Genomic DNA, 18,186 nt, shown 5'->3' with positions numbered 1-18,186 from the left:
GTAAAATTTTATAAGAAACAAAGCTCTTTTAAAGTCTAAATTTATGTATTTAAAATTAATACTATAAATGTCAATCTATAAAAAAATAGCGATTGTTGTAATTTCTCTGTTTGCAATTGTAATTCTTGCGAATGTTGGCTTGAATTATTGGATCAAAAAACAACTTCCGATTATTATTCACGAAAAAAACAAAACGGCTTATAATATCAATTACGAAAAAATTGAAGTCTCTCTTTTTTCTAGAAATATTAACGCACAGACTTTATTGGTTAGTCCGAAAAATGAACCGAAAGACAGCAAAAATGGACTTTTTTCTAAAATTGAATCTATCACTATAAAACATTTCAATATTTGGGATTTGGCTTTTCGCGATATCATTCAGGCAGAAAGTATAATTATCAATAAACCGCGAATCATTTTATACAAAAAAGGCGAAAAATTAATCAATAACAGCAAAAGCATTGAAAAAGAAATTATTGATCCGTTTCGAAAAATTATTGCAGTTTCTAATATTTACCTCAACGAAGGATCGGTTGATGTTGTTTCTTTAGATACAGATAAACCGATTTTTAGTATAAAAAAAATACTTTTAAAACTGGAAGGCATTTTAATTACCGATGCTACTTTAAAAGAAAAAATTCCGATTCAATATAAAAAATACGCTCTCGTTTGCGACAGTTTGTTTTACAGACCAAATGGTTTTTATTACATCAATATTGGAAAAATAAGCACCGAAAAGAATTTCTTAAAGATTAATAATTTCTCTAATCTTCCTCAATTTGAGCGTAGAGAATTTCTAAAACGTCTTGAAAAAGAAAAAGATATTTACAATTTAAAATTCGATTCGGCTCAAGTCGCAAAAATGGACTGGGGTTTCAAAAATAACCAGTTTTATTTCAAAGCGAATTCACTGGTCATTCACCATTTTGATGCTAATATTTACCGCGGAAAAATGTTGAAAGACGATCCAAGCAAAAAATATCTGTACAATCATTTATTGCGAAATCTAAAATTTCCGCTTCAAGTTGACACTTTACAAGTTTTGAAATCGAAATTGGTTTACGAAGAAGAACTCGATTTTGCTAAAGGTCCGGGAGTTTTAACTTTCGATAAATTCAATCTGCAAGCAACTAATTTGAGAAGTGGTCTTGGTTTGAAAAAAACAGATGATGTAAAAATCAAAGTCAAATGCATTTTCATGAAAAATTCCCCTCTTGATGTCGATTGGAGTTTTAATGTTTTAGACAAAAGTGACGGATTTCATATTCAAGGTGTGATTTCAAATTTTGATGTTGGAGCTATGACAAGATTCACTAAACCCTATATCAACAGTACTTTTACCGGAACTTTCAATAAATACCGTTTTAATTTTTATGGAAACGACAACGGATCGAAAGGAAATGCCTCTTTAGATTATGAAGATCTGAAAGTCAAATTATACAAAAAGAAAAATCCTGAAAAAGAGGCAAAACTTAAAACGGCTGTTGCTAATTTACTGGTAAAAAACGATTCGAAAGACGGAGCCAAAACTGCAGAAATCGAAGTAGAAAGACTTCAAGACAGATCGTTCTACAACCTTTTATGGAGAAGTATTGCAGAATCTTTGAAAAAGATTTTGATTTAGGATATTATTCTTTAGCCACGAATTGCACAAATTGACACTAATTTTTTATCCGTATTGTGAAAAAAAGAAAAATTCGAGAAAATTTGTGCAATTCGCAGCAATCTTTTTGCAGTATCCGCAATCCCTTTCAAACCTGACATTTATCAGGTTTTAGGAGGAAATATTTTTTTTCATTTGCTTCTATTTTAATCCGAATACAAATGACAAAAAAAAATCTGCATACTTTTCATATTCCGGTAATGGGATTGGCTTATACGATAGATAGTCCGATTAGAGTCGCGCAGTATGGAATTTCATCGGTTGTGGCTCTCGCAGACGATGATTTAATTGAAAAGATGCGTAATTTTTACAGCACAAAATTCAACATTCCTTACGAAGAAATCACTCAAAAATTTCATGATTACCGTGCTGAGAGAATTACCTCTTATTTAAATTTAGTCGATAAAATTGTAAAAGAGAAATTCGAAAACTTCAAAACAGAATTGGCAGAAAGCAAAACGGCTTTAGAAAATTTCGTATCGATGCTGCCAAATACTTCTGATATTAAAAAAGGATTTCAGAATTTATTAGATGATGGAATTGCTTTTAAAGAAAACATTCAAAATTACATTGAAACACATCTTTTTCCTGGTGAAATCGATGTGAATATCATGACAAAATTGGACAAGGATAATTTCATCAAAAATGAACAGCTTCCAATTGAATTTAATGATGCTCATGCCGCTTTAAGAGGTTTTGCAAATAGTAATTTGGAATCTTCTGTTGTACTTTCTGCAGGAATGAATCCGAGATTGTTTGGTTATTTTGAAAACTTCAAAGATTTTTTTCCAAATGAAAATAATGAACTAAAGAAGAAAATCATCTTAAAAGTAAGCGATTTTAGATCGGCTATGATTCAGGGAAATTTCTTAGCAAAAAAAGGACTTTGGGTTTCTGAATATCGAATTGAATCGGGATTAAATTGTGGCGGACATGCCTTTGCAACTGACGGGCTCTTATTAGGTACCATTTTAGAGGAATTCAAGCAGAAAAAAGATCAATTGATACAATCTGCCCACGAATTAATGATTAAAGCTTTACAGGCAAAAAATCAGCCTATTCCTGAAAATCCTTTAGAATTAAAAATTACCGTTCAAGGCGGAGTTGGAACAGCAGCAGAACATGAGTTTTTACTAGACGAATATAATGTTGATTCTGTAGGTTGGGGTTCGCCATTTTTATTAGTTCCCGAAGCAACATCAGTAGATCAAGAAACTCGTAATTTATTGATGAAAGCCAAAGAAGATGATTTTTACTTAAGTAATATTTCACCTTTGGGAGTTCCATTCAACACTTTGAAAGGAACTACAAACGAATTCTTAAAACAAAAACGAATTCACGAAAATAAAGCAGGCAGTTCATGTCCGAAGAAATTTTTAGCTTTAAGTAAAGAATACGATCCACATGGAATTTGCACGGCATCAAAAAAATATCAGGATATTAAACTGGAAGAATTAGAAGCAAAAAAGGATTCAATATCTAATGATGAATTTGAGAAGAGTAAAATCAAAATCACCGAAAAATCATGTTTATGTGTTGGTCTGGCCAATGCTTCTTATCTAGAAAATGATATAAAAATAAAAGGTCAAGCGCAAGGCGTTGTAATTTGTCCAGGCCCAAACTTAGCTTATTTTGATCAAGAAGTTTCTTTAAAAGATATGATTCATCATATTTATCAAGGAAAATCGATCATTAGAACCGAGCGCCCAAACTTGTTTATAAAAGAGCTTAAAATGTATGTCACTTATTTTAGAAACGAAATTCAATCTGTTTCTGGAGAACTTACAACAGCTCAACTTAAAAAATGGAATTCTTTTAAATCTAATCTGTTAGATGGAATTGAATATTATAAAAATTTATTTGAATCGACAACAGTCTTTAAAGGTCATATAGAGCAACTCGATTTTTGTAAATCAGAATTAGTTGGTATTAAAATTCCCGTTTCAGAGTTGGTTTAAAATTGAAAACCCCAAATTATTTCTAATTTGGGGTTTGTTTTTATTTCTAAAATACAATTATTCTTTCTTCTTGTTTTTGCTATCAATAACAGCTCCAGTTCCAGTTCCGACTGCAGCTCCAGCTAAACCACCAATAATGGCGCCTTCGCCTTTTTTCTTACTGACAATTGCTCCAGTTGCTGCACCAACTCCTGCACCAATTACAGCACCTTTAGCCGTTGCACTCCAGCCTTTCTTTTTAGGTGTCGCCGCCGGCGCTGCTGCACTATTTGCTTGTTGATGTACTACTATAACTTTTTCTTTTTGAGCTTCGATTTTCTCCTCATTTAATTTCGCCATTTCAGTCTTCATCGAATCGATAACACGCTGTTTGTTAATTTCAACTTTCATTGAATCAATGCTGGCTTGCTTGGCTTTATTTACATCTTCTTTGCTCTGATTTTGGCAAGAAGTTAAAAATATCACGGTTAATAAAATATATAAGCCTTTCATGATCATAAGTTTTAAAAAATTATACATTACAAAGTTCTTAATATCTGCTATAATGATTATTACAGAATTTTTTGGAAAGTTTATAAGATTTGAAGTTTTTGAGGTTTCTCACTGCGTTTTAGTTTTCAAGCTGAATGAAATTAATCTCACAAAGGCGCGAAGACGCAAAGTTTTATATCTTTTAAATTTAATAGCGTTCAGCTTTAGCTGGATGAAAAAGTAATCAAAAGAAAAAGACTTTAGTCAAACTGCACTAGTTTGGCTAAAGCCCCTTTAACTTCATCTTTAATACCCCCAGCTAAAGCTGAAGGCTATTGAGAAAAAAATCTTTTTTAATCCTTTTAATCTGTGGCTTCAAAAAACTTTGCGCCTTCGCCCCCGATAGCTATCGGGATTGCCAAATTATTTTTTATTTCCCTAAAATCCCTTTTTTTAGAATTTGCCCAAAATCATACATGTCTTCATAAGAACAATACAAAGGAACAGGCGCCAGACGAATTACGTTTGGTTCACGCCAATCTGTAATAACTCCGTTTTTCATTAAATAATCAAATAAAGCTCTTCCTTCTCCGTGCAAAAATACCGATAATTGAGAAGCTCTTTCTTCTGGATTTGAAGGCGTGATAATTTCAAAAGTACTTTCTACTTCTTTATCAATTTCATGAAGAATAAACTCTAGATAAGAAGTAATATGATCACGTTTTTTGATTAATGCATCCATTCCAACCTCAGCAAACATTTCTACTGAAGCTAAATATGGCGCTAAAGACAGAACTGGAAGATTACTAATCTGCCATCCATCTGCTCCGTGAACTGGATCAAAAGTTGGTTCCATTTTAAAACGGCGTTCTTTATTGTGTCCCCACCAACCTGCAAATCTTGGCAAATCTGAGTTATGATGTTTTTCATGAACAAAACAACCCGAAGCATTTCCTGGACCCGAATTCATATATTTATAACTGCACCAAGCAGCAAAATCTACATTCCAATCGTGAAGTTCTAATTTGATATTTCCAGCAGCGTGAGCCAAATCCCAACCTACTTTTGCTCCAACTTTTTGTCCTGCAGCAGTTATGGTTTTAATATCAAAAACTTGCCCTGTATAATAGTTCACTCCACCAATTAAAACCAAAGCCAATTCATCCCCAACTTCTTCAATTTTGGCTAAAACATCTTCCAGACGAATATTATGTTCTCCTTCTCTACGTTTAATTTCTACAATTGCATCTTCTGGTTTGTATCCGTGAAAATTCACCTGACTTTGAAACATATATTGATCTGATGGAAAAGCTTTTTCTTCACAGATAATTTTATAACGTTTCCCTTTTGGCTGATAAAAAGAAACCATTAATAAATGAAGATTTACAGTCAAAGTATTCATCACCGTAACTTCTGATGGAAGTGCACCCACAATTTTACTCAATGGTTCAGCAAATCTTTCTTGATAATCCCACCAAGGTTTTTCAGCATAAAAATGACCTTCGACAGCTAGCTCTGCCCAATCATTCATTACTTCATCTATATAAGCTTTGGTACGTTTTGGTTGTAATCCTAAAGAGTTTCCAGTAAAATAGATTACTCGTTTATCATTTACTTTAGGAAAAATAAATTGTTCTTGATAATCGTTTAATGCGTCTTTCGAATCTAGCTCTCGTGCAAATTCGCGTGTATTTTGAAAAGTCATTGTCTTTTTTGTTTTGTCTGCTAAAATAACAAAAATTGTTTGTTTTGTTTCAGGTTTAAGATTTCAAGTTGAAATGCGTTGTGTTTTTTTTTAACCGCAAAGTTCGCAAGGATTTTTTATCAAGGTTAACGTTTATAAGCGTTAAGTTCGTAAAGCTTTGCGTTCTTTTGCATTTGGCAAGCATAGGCTCAATAAAAAGTCCTTGTCTCTTTGTTATTTAACCGCAAAGTTCGCAAGGATTTTTTATCAAGGCTATTGGTTACAAACGCTAAGTTCGCAAAGCTTTGCGTTCTTTTGCATTTGGCAAGCACAAACTGAGCAAAAAAACCTTGCGAACTTTGCGGTTAAAAAAAACACTAAGTATATCAACTTGAAACCAGAAACTTGAAACCATTAAAAAACAGAAAACCCGACAGCTTCTTAAAAACTGTCGGGTCTTCTTTATAATATAAATTCTAATTAAAGAATCAACATCGCGTCTCCGTAAGAATAGAATTTGTATCCTTCTTTGATTGCTTCGTCGTATGCTTTTTTCATTAAATCGTGTCCACAGAAAGCAGAAATCATCATTAATAATGTTGATTTTGGTGTGTGGAAGTTTGTAATCATACAGTTTGCAATACTGAAATCGTGAGGAGGGAAAATAAATTTATTCGTCCACCCTTCGTATGGATTCAAAGTATTTGCAGAAGAAACAGAACTTTCAATTGCGCGCATAGAAGTTGTTCCTACAGCACAAATACGTTTTTTCTTTGCTTTTCCTTCGTTTACAATATCACAAGCTTCTTGAGTAATAATCAATTCCTCAGAATCCATTTTGTGTTTAGATAAATCTTCAACCTCAACTGGGTTAAAAGTTCCTAAACCTACGTGTAAAGTTACTTCAGCAAAGTTCACTCCTTTGATTTCTAATTTTTTCAAAAGGTGCTTAGAAAAGTGTAAACCAGCAGTTGGCGCCGCTACAGCTCCTTCTTCTTTTGCATAGATTGTTTGGTATCTTTCTGCATCTTCTGGAGTAACGTCTCTATTGATGTATTTAGGAATTGGAGTTTCTCCAAGTTCTGTCAATTTGTTTCTGAATTCTTCATAAGAACCATCGTATAAGAAACGTAATGTTCTACCACGAGAAGTTGTATTGTCGATTACCTCAGCAACTAATGAATCGTCATCACCAAAATAAAGTTTATTACCAATACGGATTTTTCTAGCTGGATCTACTAAAACGTCCCAAAGGCGTTGCTCTGAATTTAATTCTCTTAATAAGAAAACTTCAATTCTAGCTCCAGTTTTTTCTTTGTTTCCGTACAAACGTGCAGGAAAAACTTTTGTATTATTTAGAATTAAAACGTCTCCGTCATCAAAATAGTTGATAACGTCTTTAAACATTTTATGTTCGATAGTGTTTTTTTTACGGTCAATTACCATTAAACGAGATTCATCTCTATTTTCTGCTGGGAATTCAGCCAAAAGTTCTTTCGGTAAATTGAAATTGAAGTGTGATAATTTCATATTTGAATTGTTGATTTTAGAGTGTCGTTTTTAGATTTGTTTATCTAAAATTTTAAATCGGTTGCAAATATACGATTGTGAGATAGGCGTTGTCAAGTGTTTTGACGTTTATTTTCAAAAGTCCTTGATTTTGTGAGGTTTCGAGATGCGTTAAAAGTGCTTTTTTTCTATAAAAAAGATTTTCAACATATTATTGTCATTTCGACGAAGGAGAAATCTTAGTAAGTAACTCCATTCCAATAAGCTAATCTTTGTAGAGCTTCTTGTGGAGATTTCTCCTTCGTCGAAATGACAAACTTTATGAGTACAATCAAATTCACAAATAAAAAAGCCTCTGGTTAAAACCAGAGGCTATGTTTTATCGAACTTTAATTTAAATGAATTTATATGGTTCAAAAATTACAATTCTGAAATTTGAAAGTTCAAGGCTTTTAAATCATTCCAAAAATCTGGGTATGATTTAGAAACTACTTCGGCATCATCAATAATAATTGGAACTTTTATTGCTAAAGGTGCAAAAGCCATTGCCATACGGTGATCATTATAAGTTGCAATGTGAATATCGTGCTTTATATTATCAGACTTTACTAAAGTCAAACTGTCATTAGTAACAGAAATATTAGCTCCTAATTTTGTAAGCTCAATTTTTAAAGCTTCTAGTCGGTCTGTTTCTTTGATTTTTAAAGTATGAAGTCCTGTTAGGTGACATCCGATTCCTAAACCTAAACAAGTCACAACAATAGTTTGAGCGATATCTGGCGTATTATTCAATTCGAAATTTACATCTTGATAATTAAATCCAGCTACTTTCTCCAAAGTCATTTTATTGTTTTGGAAAGTCGTTTTCACTCCCATTTTTTCGTAAAGAGAAACTAATTCTGAATCTCCTTGAAGGCTATTTTCTTTATAACTGCTTAAAGTTATTTTTGCAGCATCTGCCAAAGCTACAAGACTAAAGAAATAAGAAGCCGAACTCCAGTCAGATTCTACAACCATTTCTTTAGATTCAACTGCTTCTTTCGGGAAAACTTTAATTACGTTTCCTTCAAAGCTTGTTTTAATATCTAAATCATTAAGCAATGCCAAAGTCATTTTGATATACGGAATCGAAGTAATTTCTCCTTCTAGAGTCAATTCTAAACCATTATCTAATTTTGAAGCCACTAATAAAAGAGCCGAAATATATTGGCTGCTCACATTTGCTGCCAAGTTTACTTTTGAAGCCGTAACTTTTTTTCCTTTAATTCGAATTGGCGGATATCCTTCTTCTTTTTCATAAGAAATCTCAACACCCAATTGTCTTAAAGTATCAACCAAAATTTTAATTGGACGCTCCTGCATTCTGCTAGAACCTGTCAAGACTACTTCTCTTCCTTCGTTAACCGAAAAATAAGCAGTTAAGAAACGCATTGCAGTTCCAGCGTGATGAATATCTACAATTTCGTCATTTCCTGCTAAAGCTTTTTGCATCACTTCGCTGTCATCAGAGTTTGAAGTATTGGCTAAAGTGATATTTGGAAATAATGCTTTTAATAACAATAAACGGTTCGTTTCACTTTTTGAACCTGTAATATTTAGTTGCGAATCATCAATAGTAAATATTGAATTCGTGCTTAGTTTTAAATTCATTTTTTTTATTGTAAGTTGTGACTTATGAATTATGAATAATTAGAAACATAATTCAGCCACGCAATTTACCACTCCCCATTCATAATTCAAAATTCAAAACTCATAATTCAAAACTTATGAGCGATATTTCACAATTATTTCAATTTATCATTGTTTTTATGACGATCTTTATCTCTAACCGATTTTAGATCCATTTTTTTATCAAAAGCAGCCTGTAAATCTATTCCTGTCTGATTTGCCAAACACAGCACAACAAAAACAACATCTGCTAATTCTTCTCCTAAATCTTTGTTTTTATCGCTTTCTTTTTCAGATTGTTCTCCATAACGGCGGGCAATAATTCTGGCAACTTCACCAACTTCTTCTGTTAGCTGTGCCATATTGGTCAATTCGTTAAAGTAACGAACTCCGTGTTCTTTTATCCAAGTATCAACATCTAACTGTGCATTTTTCAAATCCATCTTTTATATCTTTTTAAGAATTATTTTTTCATTTTGGCTTACGATCATCTTCTGAAAAAACTCTTTTATCATTCCGTAATCCTCAGCTGCAAAAATACTACTGTTGATTTCTTTTTGGCTCACAATTTGAATTTTGTTTTCTGTAGCCGAAAAATTTAAGATAAAGGACATCTTCTTGTCCTCTGATGTTATTCTGACTGGTTTTGGAAGTGATTCTACAGTATAACCTTGCGGTATTTCAATATTAAAATTGAACTTTTCTAAGTTTTTATATCCAAAATAGACAGGCATTTGTCTTTTTTCCTGATTGAACGGATTTTTACCTTGAGTAAAAAACAATAGAGGATTTACGAAAATCTTCCCTTCAATAATATCTGAACGGCTGCTTGAATCAAAAGAAAAAGTCTCTATAACCGATTGATCTAAATTTGACTTCTGATTTTCTATTTTATAATTTGAGACAGACAAACCTCCCAATCTATTTTCAAATTTTTCAAGATAAGCATCTTCTGATTTTGCATTGTTTTCTACTCTAAAGCTGTAAGCATCGTAGTCTGTATGTTGAATCCTGCCTTGGCCATTCATTTTACCATCAGGATGTATTTTAACTATAAGACTATAAATTTCTTTAGATAGTATTATTGGATCTAATTCGATTTCCTCAGAAGCTCCATCTTTTTTGATCAGCCTTCCTTTCCAATTTAATACATTTAATGGTAAAATATTGGGAGCTGTGAGTTTATGAGATGCATCTAGAAGAATTCTTTTACCATCAATTTCGGCTGCTGCTATAACATAATTAAATCCTGTTCTTGTTGGATAAACCGGAAGTCCGTTTTGAATTGTGCTTACCAAAACAGGATTGGCTTCTATACCAGCCGCACGAAGCATATTTATCAAAATAAAATTAATTTCAGCAACATTTCCTGTCTGATCTTTATACGCTTTTTCGACTCCTTTTTCTGTGTAGCAACTATTAATCTCATTCCAATTCATTCGATTTTTGACATAAGTAAAAATGAGATTTAATCTTTCATTTTTATCCTCTACATTTGGCAGCAATTTATTTAAGTCATCTGAAAATAAAGAGGCTTGATTAAGCTGTTTACCAAAACTATCATCTTTAAAAATAGTTTTTGCAACCCCTTCCCATGTTAAACTGTAATCTTTTATAGGCTGATCTGGAAGTCGAACTCTCTCTAGTTCTTGCTGAATGCTTCCGCGATAATTTTCGAGATTATTAATGTATGGTTCCTCTTTTAAAGTGGGAACATCTTTTCCTGTATAAAAGGTTTCAATTTGTTTATAGCTAAATGAGCTTGTCTGACTATAAGCGTTATCAAAACTCTGACTGCCATTTGTGAATTTAGATTCTGTTTCGAGTGGAATTCCTCCAATTAAAATTGGTTTATAAATATAAAATTCTGGAATTTGAGTTTTATAATAAAAATAGTCTACCGGAATATTAAACTGAATATCAAAATCTGGAAATTTCCCAAGATTCTCAGATCTTAAAACATACTTGTATTCTATAACAGAACCTACTTTTACATTTGGCAATGTAATAGTCTTTTCTTTCCAGTATTGATTAATTTTATTTTTGAATGTGCCTTGATTGTCTAATTTAGTTTTTACAATGTTTTCGTTTTCCAAATTATATGTAACCGCTTCAGAAAATTCTAAACGGTCCTCATTTAATTTTTCATAACCAATATAAAAACGCACTTTCTGGTCGGCCCAGCTTAAACCTTCTTTTTTATAAATTTTGATTTTTACCTCACAGACATGATTGGCATAAAACCCAACATCTTTGTTATAACCAAAATAAGTCCTTCCTTTTTTAAACAAGATAGCGGCGGGTGCGCTGCTATCTTTAGGATGAACTTTCTCTTTTAATTCTGCAATTGTTACTTTGCCTAATTCATAATTTTGAGCTTGAATTGTCATTGTACTCCAAAAAAAGGGAATACAAACTAGGAGAAATCGCAACATAATTAAATACGTTTTAAAACTATTTTTTCAGTCTGTTTTGTGATCATTTCTTTGTAGTAATCTTTCAGAATTCCGTATTGTTCTCTAGATATTATAGAGGAGTTAATTTGATGTGACACTAATAATTGCAGTACATTGTCGTTGACTGCAATATTGTATCTAAAAACTCCAAGATCTTCCTCCATAACCAATACGCCTGCAAGAGGAACTGTTTCTAGAGTATATCCTTCTGGAATTCGAATACTAATATTGTACTTTTCTAAAAAAGGAAATCCAAAATCTACGGGATATTCTCTTGTTTCTTGCTTAAACGGATTTTTTGTACTAGCAAAAAAAAGCATTGGCTTAACGTATATTTTATCTCCAATTACCTCGCACAAATTGGTGCTTGTAAACGAAAAGCTTTCTACTGCAGGCAGCAAAACATCTTTTTCATTTGTACGGCTGTAATCGCTTATTTCAATTTTATCATATTTATTTTCAAGATTGTCTAGATAAGCGTCTTCTTTAAGGTTTTCAAAACTATTTCTGCAGTTCATCGCTTTGTGCTCTGTGTACTGACATCTTACTTATCCGTTTATTCTTCCTCCCGCTTCAATTGTATAATCGACTGCAATATTATCTGCAGCAAATTTTTTAGGTGCTAAATCAATACTTTCTGACGTTCCGTCTTTACGAATCAATCTTCCTATCCAATTTAAATCTCTTAAAGGAAGAACGTTTGGAGTTGAATATGGATCGGTTGCATCGAGCAATATCATTTCGTCTCCAGTTTCAACTGCGGCAATCACATAATTGAAAGCATTTAAATTTGGAAAATAAGCAATCCCATTAGAGCGTGTACTAATTAAAACAGGATTCGCAGTAAGTTTAGCAGCTCGAAGCATTGCTGTAAGCATCAAATTAATATCTGCGCTATTTCCTGTTTTTTCTTTGTAGGCTTTTCGAACTCCTTTTTCGCAAGAATATCCATTATGCTGATTCCATTTTACATTTGATTTTACATATTCTAAAATCGCTGTAATTTTTGCATCAGGTTTAACTTTTCCTTCTAATACAACTTTCAGGTCATCTTCAAAATAGCCAGATTTGTTCAGTTCTACTCCAAAAGAATCAAAATCATAAATTGTTTTGGCAACACTTGTCCAGTCTGATGAAAATGTTTTATAAAACTGTCCAGGAACAGCAATTCTTTCTAACTCTAAAGAAATTCCAGTTCTATAATTGTCCATATTATTTACAAAAGCTTCTTCGCGCATTGCTGGAAGATTCTGAAAAACATAAGTGGTTTCTGTTGCAATATAATTGTAAGTGTTCGCTATTTTTGAAGTTATTTTAGGAGGAAAAAAACCTTTCAGATTTCTTTTAAACTCAAAAGCATCTGGAAGAGTTGTTTTTAGTTCAGAATAATTAACTGGAATATTTTCCTGAATATTCCAATGATAAAGACTTGAAAACCCTCCTTCTTCTGTAAATTGATACTCTATAATAGAACCTTCTTTAACTTCTGGAAAAGCTATTTTTTTGATCCAATAACTACTGTTCGTTTTTTCGATAAACTCGTTTTCAGGTTTCAGTTTTGTCTTTACAATTTTTCCGTCTACCAAATTGTAGGTATAAGCGCTTACTATATTTACGTAATTAAGTTTTCCGGCAGCAAAATAAATCTGGACGTTTGACAAATTATATCCTTCACTTTTATAGATCTTAACTTTCTTTGTAGTTGTCTTTTGGGAGTTTCCATTTGCATTAAGATCAATAGCAATATTGCTATACAATATAGCAGCAACAGCGGCAGAATCTTTAGGATGCCTTTTTTCTTCTAACTGCGCTATTGTAACATTTCCTAAAGAAGCGTTTTGCGCATTCATTTTCAAAAATGCGCAAAATAGAAGAATAGAAATTAAGAAAGTTCTCATTTTAAATACGTTTTAAAACGATTTTTTCTGTTTCTTTTGCAATCATTGTTTTATAATATTCCTTCAACATTTCGTATTTTTCAGCAGATACAATTGCTTCATTTATCTGATGTAAAATAGACAGCTGTAAGATATTTCCATTAGCCAATATATTAAATTTAAAAGCTCCCAGATTGTTCTCCATCGATACAGCGGCTGGGGCAGGTAATGTTTCAACCGCAAAACCATCTGGAATTTTAATTGTAATATTATATTTATCTGCAAAAGGATAGCTAAAATCTACCGGATACTCTCTTAACTCCTGCTTAAAAGGATTTTTATCGTTGGTAAAAAACAACATCGGACTTACATAAATTTTCTCTCCAATAAGCTCACATAAATTATTTCCAGTAAATGAATAAGTTTCAACCATAGGAAGCAATATATCATTCTCATTAGTTTTAGAATATTCACTTATTTCTATTTTATTATTTCCATTTTCAAGTTTTTCTAAATATTCTTCTTCTTTAAGATTGCTTATTTTGCTTCTTGTAATCATGGCATTATAATCTACAGACTGTCTTCTGGTTTTTCCTGTTACTTTCCCATCGGCTTCAATATTGTAAGTCATAAAAACATTATCAGAAGATGTTTTTTCCGGCATTAAATTAATCTCTTCAGATGTTCCATCTTTTCGTATTAATCTTCCTGACCAGTTTAGAACTCTAAGAGGCAAAATATTTGGTGTAGAAAATTTTTCTGATGCATCTAATAAAATATATCCATTAGGAGTTTCTACTGCCGCAATTACGTAATTGAATGCCGTTCTGTTTGGAAACAAAGCAATTCCGTTTGAACGCGTACTAACTAAAACCGGATTTGCAGTTAAACCCGAGTAGCGTAACATTGCTGTCAGCATCAAATTGATATCAGCAATATTTCCTGTTTTTTCTTTGTACGCTTTTTTAACTCCGTTGTCACATCCATAACCAAAATAGTTATTCCATTTAACGTTCGATTTTACATGATTAAAAATAGTCCATATTTTCTCTTCTTGCGTTTTCGAGTCTACGAGCAGTTTTTTCAAATCTTCTTCAAAATATCCTGTTTTATTTAATTCAGGTCCAAAATCGTCATAATCATAGATTGTTTTTACCACCGAATTCCAATCTGTAGAAAAGGTCTTAAATGGTGAATTAGGATATTTTGTCATTGATAATTCTTGACTTAGACTTACAGTATAATTATCAATATTATTGACATAATTTTCATCTTTTAACGCTGGCAAGTTTTCTGCAATATAAGCAGTTCTTGTTTCTATAAAATCCAATTTTTCTTGTGAAGCACTTCCGCTCACAACTCCATTTCGGCCTTCTCTGTATGTATATTGGATTGATCTATTGTTTTTTTCTTCAATAATTTTCGGACTTACATATCCTTTAAAATTTCTATTATAAACAAAATATTCTGGAACATACATTTTAAACTCCGAATAATTTACAGGAATTGTGCTTTGAAAATTCCAATCTCTTGGACTTCCAATACTGTTATTTTTTATTATATATTTAAATTCAACAATAGAACCTTCTTTAACATTTGGCATAGTAAAAACCTTCTGAGCCCAATATTTATTGATTGCTTCATCAAATTCCGCTTCACCTTTTAATTTAGTTTTCTCAATTTTTCCGTTAACTAAATTATATGTTGTCGCGTCAGAAATAAGAACTTTCTCTTTAGATCCGTTTCCTGCTATATAATATCTTATTTTTTTTGTGGCCCAATCGTAGCCTTCTTTTTTATAGATTTTAATTTTAGCTGTTACCTCCAACTGCATTGTAAAACCATTGTCTTGATCGTAGTCGAAAACATTTTGTCCTTTCTCAAAAAGTATGGCCGCAACTGCCGAAGAATCTTTCGGATGCACCTTTTGTTCAAGTTCGGCAACAGTTACTTTTCCTAGCTTGAATTCCTGCGAAATTATTTTGGGAGAAAATAATAAAATCGCAGATAACGTAAATAGTTTAATGATTTTCATTGGTAATTTTTGGTTGGTTTTGGGTTATAATTGTTAGTTTTTGGTCAATATTATTTTGGCATTATCGTTTCTAGAAATTTGTTCCATAAACAAGCGGTACTCATCATATTCTTTGTTAGAATATTTTCCTTTGTTTAACAACATAGATCTTTTGTAGGTTAGCTTGCTATTGTCTTTCTTAATGATTTCGGTTTTATATTCTCCAAATTTTCCTTTTAACTCATAATTTGAAGGTAGAAATTCGATGCTAAAACCTTCTGGAAGATTGATTTCAATTTCATCTGTATCTAAATAACCACGCTGAATTTGAAATGGATTTTTACGGTTTCTAATTCGTTTTACACTTCCTGTATATTGATTAAAAGCATCAACTACAAACATCATTTTATTGCCCGAAAGCGTTCCATAATTTGTTGCGCTTAATTGAACATCTTCGGTAAAACGAATATTTTCTTTATCATTTGTAAAAGTGATTTTACCTAATTTTAAATTGTTAATATTATCCCAGTAATCTTTATAATATTCTTCTTTTTCATTTGGTGGCATCGTTTCTACTCGAGATTTAGAAGCATATACACTTCCTTGTGATGCAATTTTTAAAACACCAGAAAAATTACCAGCCTGATCGATTGTGTAAACTCCTTTTCCATCTTGTATATTTCCTTTATCATCATAGATTTTAGTTCTTACAATCTCACCGCCTTCTGGTTTTACAACCAAAACATTACGATCATCTGTAAAAGTTCCTTGATATCCAAAAGGATCATCTTGACTAGTACATTCTAACCAGATGTAATTATCTTTATTAGGAATTGCCAGAATCATATGATTTCCTTGCATCGACACAAAATCAGTTTGAATATCTTCCTTGTAACGGTCACCATATAAAATCGTGTTGTACGATGGAACGTCTACAACCTGCAAAAGTGCCTTTGTATAATTTGATAATGCTTTACAATCTCCATATCCTAAGCGATCAACGTCGTTGGCCAACATCGGTTTCCAGCCGCCAATTCCAATTGCAATATTCACATATCGTGATTTTTTCTGCATGTAATCGTAAATTATTTTAGCCTTCTTAACCGGGTCTTTTTCATCGCCAACCAAAGCTTTGATTTTTGTTTTTGTCTCCTCTGTTAAAACAGTTGTACCGCTTAAGATTTTATCACCATACCATTTACCAAATGCTTCCCAAGTAGTTGCATTTCCGTCAACTCCCTCTAAGTGGAAATTTTCTAACCCCATCATAACTTTAGGAAAAAGATCTGAAGGGGAAGGGCTAAGATCTTCTTGTTTTTGAGCTACAATATTTGTCGCTAAGTAACTTAAATTGGTTTCTGTGTCTGCTGTCTTTTTTATATTGAAGTCATCAAATCGGAACTCCTTTTTCTTAAAGCCCAATCCTTTTGGAAAAGTAACATTCAGCAAGCATTTTTCTATACTTACATTATAACCACCAACAAAATACCATTTTGGTATAAATGCAGTATTTGAAGTTTCGACTTCGCACGTAAAAGCAACCGTAAAAGGATACGAAATAGGAGTATAATCTAAATAAAGCACTCTGCTATCTGAAAAAAGAGTACTTCCTCCTACCGCGCTTTGATCTTTAAAGTCTTTTCTTTTGATTTTTTTTATCTCATTCCCTAATGCATCATAAACGACAGCTTCAATATTTTTTGCCGAAGTTGTTTTATCATAATGATTGTAGGCATTGATGTCTCTTAATCCTTTTTCATTTAAAACAGAAACAACTCTTTGGATCTTGATATTCATACTTCTTTGTGAAGCAATAACAATATCCATTTGGTCTAAACGAAGAACTGCATTTGCATTCTGTTTTAAACTATCTGGAATAGAAAGAATAGGATAAGTGCTCTTTTGAGCGAATGAAGTAAGGTTTATTAAGAGTAAAAATAATGCGGAAAAAAGGATTTTCATTAGTAAGGATTTTCGTCAAATATATATTATTTTCAGAAATCCTTAACAAATGTTTAATAATATTTTTACTCCCTGTTTTTGCTATCCATTACAATGGTAACTGGTCCGTCGTTTAGAAGATTTACTTTCATATCTGCACCAAAAATCCCTGTTTGCACTTTCTTGCCAAACTCTTTTTCTATTGTTTGAACAAACTTCTCGTAGATAGGAATTGCAAAATCTGGTTTTGAAGCTTTTATATACGATGGACGGTTTCCTTTTTTTGTTGATGCGTGAAGCGTAAACTGACTAACAACAATAATATCGCCGTCAATATCCTGAACTGAGCAGTTCATAACATCGTTTTCGTCTCCAAAAATTCTCATTTTAATGATTTTACCCGCAAGCCAATCAATGTCTTCTTGCGTGTCGGCATCTTCTATTCCGACTAAAACCAATAAACCCTTTTTAATATCTGCTGTTTTTTGACTATCAACTGTTACAGATGCCTGAGAAACTCTTTGAACAACTACTCTCATAATTAATTGTGAATGATAAATTGTGAATTATGTCGTGCTTAGCTTTTGTTTCGAGGTTATAATAATTGAAGCTAAAATTTTATTTATTTCTACAATATCAGACTTTATAGATTGAAATTGAATCTCATTTAAATAATTGGATTGAAAAAGCAATTCTAACCAATAATCTGTTTCGTTTGCTTCTTTTTGTGCAATTGCAAGTTTATGAATAAAATCTCTTTTGCTTTCCGCCTGCTCAGATTCTCTAATTAATGCGCCCATTGCTGTTCCACTGCGAAGTAATTGCTTACTCAAAACATATTCCCTTTTATCATCTTCTAAGAATTGAAAAAGTTTAATAATTCTAAGCGCAAAATTAAAAGACTTCGTTTTTATTACGTTATCAGCCATAATTCACAATTCATAA

General features: G+C 32.2%; 14 protein-coding genes. 2 read left to right on the top strand and 12 right to left on the bottom strand.

The genetic code is table 11. The features are described 5' to 3' along the window. Positions 1–67 precede the first annotated feature (67 nt). Positions 68–1,624, top strand: coding sequence for a hypothetical protein (locus tag JC605_RS06995; RefSeq protein WP_198855486.1), 1,557 nt, complete (start codon positions 68–70; stop codon positions 1,622–1,624). 200 nt (positions 1,625–1,824) lie between these two features. Next, the gene (locus JC605_RS06990; protein WP_198855485.1) at positions 1,825–3,621 is read left to right on the top strand and encodes a hypothetical protein; all 1,797 of its coding nucleotides are present in this window, start codon (positions 1,825–1,827) and stop codon (positions 3,619–3,621) included. A 57-nt stretch (positions 3,622–3,678) separates the two neighbouring features. Here the strand turns inward: JC605_RS06990 and JC605_RS06985 are convergent, their stop codons facing one another. The 12 genes from JC605_RS06985 to JC605_RS06935 form a co-directional block, all read right to left on the bottom strand. Beyond that, positions 3,679–4,113 (bottom strand): YMGG-like glycine zipper-containing protein, encoded by a 435-nt coding sequence (locus JC605_RS06985; protein WP_198855484.1) that lies wholly within the window; start codon positions 4,111–4,113, stop codon positions 3,679–3,681. Positions 4,114–4,522: 409 nt separating this feature from the next. Beyond that, a complete protein-coding gene (gene kynU / locus JC605_RS06980; RefSeq protein WP_198855483.1) occupies positions 4,523–5,797 on the bottom strand; it encodes a kynureninase in 1,275 nt (424 codons plus the stop codon). A 459-nt stretch (positions 5,798–6,256) separates the two neighbouring features. Further along, positions 6,257–7,306 carry a tRNA preQ1(34) S-adenosylmethionine ribosyltransferase-isomerase QueA gene (queA, locus tag JC605_RS06975; protein ID WP_198855482.1) on the bottom strand — a complete coding sequence of 350 codons (1,050 nt, stop codon included), beginning with the start codon at positions 7,304–7,306 and terminating at the stop codon, positions 6,257–6,259. A 399-nt stretch (positions 7,307–7,705) separates the two neighbouring features. Beyond that, a complete protein-coding gene (locus JC605_RS06970; protein ID WP_198855481.1) occupies positions 7,706–8,935 on the bottom strand; it encodes a 3-phosphoshikimate 1-carboxyvinyltransferase in 1,230 nt (409 codons plus the stop codon). Between the two features lie 134 nt (positions 8,936–9,069). Beyond that, positions 9,070–9,396 carry a nucleotide pyrophosphohydrolase gene (locus JC605_RS06965; RefSeq protein ID WP_012022600.1) on the bottom strand — a complete coding sequence of 109 codons (327 nt, stop codon included), beginning with the start codon at positions 9,394–9,396 and terminating at the stop codon, positions 9,070–9,072. Positions 9,397–9,399: 3 nt separating this feature from the next. Then, entirely contained in the window at positions 9,400–11,343 is a 1,944-nt protein-coding gene (locus tag JC605_RS06960; protein WP_233074038.1) for a DUF3857 domain-containing protein, read from the bottom strand. 47 nt (positions 11,344–11,390) lie between these two features. Next, positions 11,391–11,927 carry a hypothetical protein gene (locus tag JC605_RS23690; RefSeq protein ID WP_233074037.1) on the bottom strand — a complete coding sequence of 179 codons (537 nt, stop codon included), beginning with the start codon at positions 11,925–11,927 and terminating at the stop codon, positions 11,391–11,393. 30 nt (positions 11,928–11,957) lie between these two features. Then, the gene (locus tag JC605_RS06955) at positions 11,958–13,307 is read right to left on the bottom strand and encodes a DUF3857 domain-containing protein (protein ID WP_233074036.1); all 1,350 of its coding nucleotides are present in this window, start codon (positions 13,305–13,307) and stop codon (positions 11,958–11,960) included. 1 nt (position 13,308) lies between these two features. Beyond that, positions 13,309–15,321, bottom strand: coding sequence for a DUF3857 domain-containing protein (locus JC605_RS06950; RefSeq protein ID WP_198855479.1), 2,013 nt, complete (start codon positions 15,319–15,321; stop codon positions 13,309–13,311). Positions 15,322–15,354: 33 nt separating this feature from the next. Continuing rightward, positions 15,355–17,262, bottom strand: a complete 1,908-nt coding sequence (locus JC605_RS06945) for a DUF3857 domain-containing protein (protein WP_198855478.1) — start codon at positions 17,260–17,262, stop codon at positions 15,355–15,357. A 65-nt stretch (positions 17,263–17,327) separates the two neighbouring features. Further along, a complete protein-coding gene (gene dtd / locus JC605_RS06940; RefSeq protein ID WP_198855477.1) occupies positions 17,328–17,780 on the bottom strand; it encodes a D-aminoacyl-tRNA deacylase in 453 nt (150 codons plus the stop codon). 27 nt (positions 17,781–17,807) lie between these two features. Continuing rightward, a complete protein-coding gene (locus JC605_RS06935; RefSeq protein ID WP_198855476.1) occupies positions 17,808–18,170 on the bottom strand; it encodes a four helix bundle protein in 363 nt (120 codons plus the stop codon). Between the last annotated feature and the right edge of the window lie 16 nt (positions 18,171–18,186).

It is taken from the genome of Flavobacterium sp. IB48 (assembly GCF_016405855.1).
Lineage (GTDB): Bacteria > Bacteroidota > Bacteroidia > Flavobacteriales > Flavobacteriaceae > Flavobacterium > Flavobacterium ginsengisoli.
This window is presented reverse-complemented; position numbering and strand designations above follow the sequence as displayed.

Excerpts from the sequence above, each read along its gene's own strand:
- JC605_RS06995 (WP_198855486.1), top strand. The coding sequence starts at position 68 with ATGTCAATCTATAAAAAAATAGCGATTGTTGTAATTTCTCTGTTTGCA.
- JC605_RS06990 (WP_198855485.1), top strand. The coding sequence starts at position 1,825 with ATGACAAAAAAAAATCTGCATACTTTTCATATTCCGGTAATGGGATTG.
- JC605_RS06985 (WP_198855484.1), bottom strand. The coding sequence starts at position 4,113 with ATGAAAGGCTTATATATTTTATTAACCGTGATATTTTTAACTTCTTGC.
- kynU (WP_198855483.1), bottom strand. The coding sequence starts at position 5,797 with ATGACTTTTCAAAATACACGCGAATTTGCACGAGAGCTAGATTCGAAA.
- queA (WP_198855482.1), bottom strand. The coding sequence starts at position 7,306 with ATGAAATTATCACACTTCAATTTCAATTTACCGAAAGAACTTTTGGCT.
- JC605_RS06970 (WP_198855481.1), bottom strand. The coding sequence starts at position 8,935 with ATGAATTTAAAACTAAGCACGAATTCAATATTTACTATTGATGATTCG.
- JC605_RS06965 (WP_012022600.1), bottom strand. The coding sequence starts at position 9,396 with ATGGATTTGAAAAATGCACAGTTAGATGTTGATACTTGGATAAAAGAA.
- JC605_RS06960 (WP_233074038.1), bottom strand. The coding sequence starts at position 11,343 with ATGACAATTCAAGCTCAAAATTATGAATTAGGCAAAGTAACAATTGCA.
- JC605_RS23690 (WP_233074037.1), bottom strand. The coding sequence starts at position 11,927 with ATGAACTGCAGAAATAGTTTTGAAAACCTTAAAGAAGACGCTTATCTA.
- JC605_RS06955 (WP_233074036.1), bottom strand. The coding sequence starts at position 13,307 with ATGAGAACTTTCTTAATTTCTATTCTTCTATTTTGCGCATTTTTGAAA.
- JC605_RS06950 (WP_198855479.1), bottom strand. The coding sequence starts at position 15,321 with ATGAAAATCATTAAACTATTTACGTTATCTGCGATTTTATTATTTTCT.
- JC605_RS06945 (WP_198855478.1), bottom strand. The coding sequence starts at position 17,262 with ATGAAAATCCTTTTTTCCGCATTATTTTTACTCTTAATAAACCTTACT.
- dtd (WP_198855477.1), bottom strand. The coding sequence starts at position 17,780 with ATGAGAGTAGTTGTTCAAAGAGTTTCTCAGGCATCTGTAACAGTTGAT.
- JC605_RS06935 (WP_198855476.1), bottom strand. The coding sequence starts at position 18,170 with ATGGCTGATAACGTAATAAAAACGAAGTCTTTTAATTTTGCGCTTAGA.